This window comes from Rhizobium sp. PRIMUS64, from assembly GCF_023006465.1.
Taxonomy (GTDB): domain Bacteria; phylum Pseudomonadota; class Alphaproteobacteria; order Rhizobiales; family Rhizobiaceae; genus Rhizobium; species Rhizobium leguminosarum.
Map to the genome: position 1 here is coordinate 1 of NZ_JALBGX010000371.1, position 274 is coordinate 274.

General features: G+C 64.2%; 1 protein-coding gene. It reads left to right on the plus strand.

Going from position 1 to position 274, the window contains the following annotated elements:
• The coding region (locus MOV76_RS40425) for a hypothetical protein (RefSeq protein WP_247266644.1) at positions 1–274 on the plus strand (274 nt) is incomplete at both ends.

The following is a 274-nucleotide window of genomic DNA, read 5'->3' on the forward strand; positions in this document are numbered from 1 at the left end:
GGACGTCAAGCGTCTGAACGAGGCGCTGCGATCGGTGATGGTGGGAGAGGGCGCACTTGGTGAGAACCGCGCTTTCCGGACCGAGCGCGGCGCGCGGGAATTTGCTGCCGGCGACCGCATCATCTTCCTGGAGAATGCCCGCTTCGTTGAACCGCGCGCAACTCGTCTCGGCCCGCAACATGTGAAGAACGGCATGCTCGGCACGGTCGTTTCCACCGGCGACAAACGTGGCGACGCAGTGCTTTCGGTCCGTCTCGACAGTGGCCGTGATGTC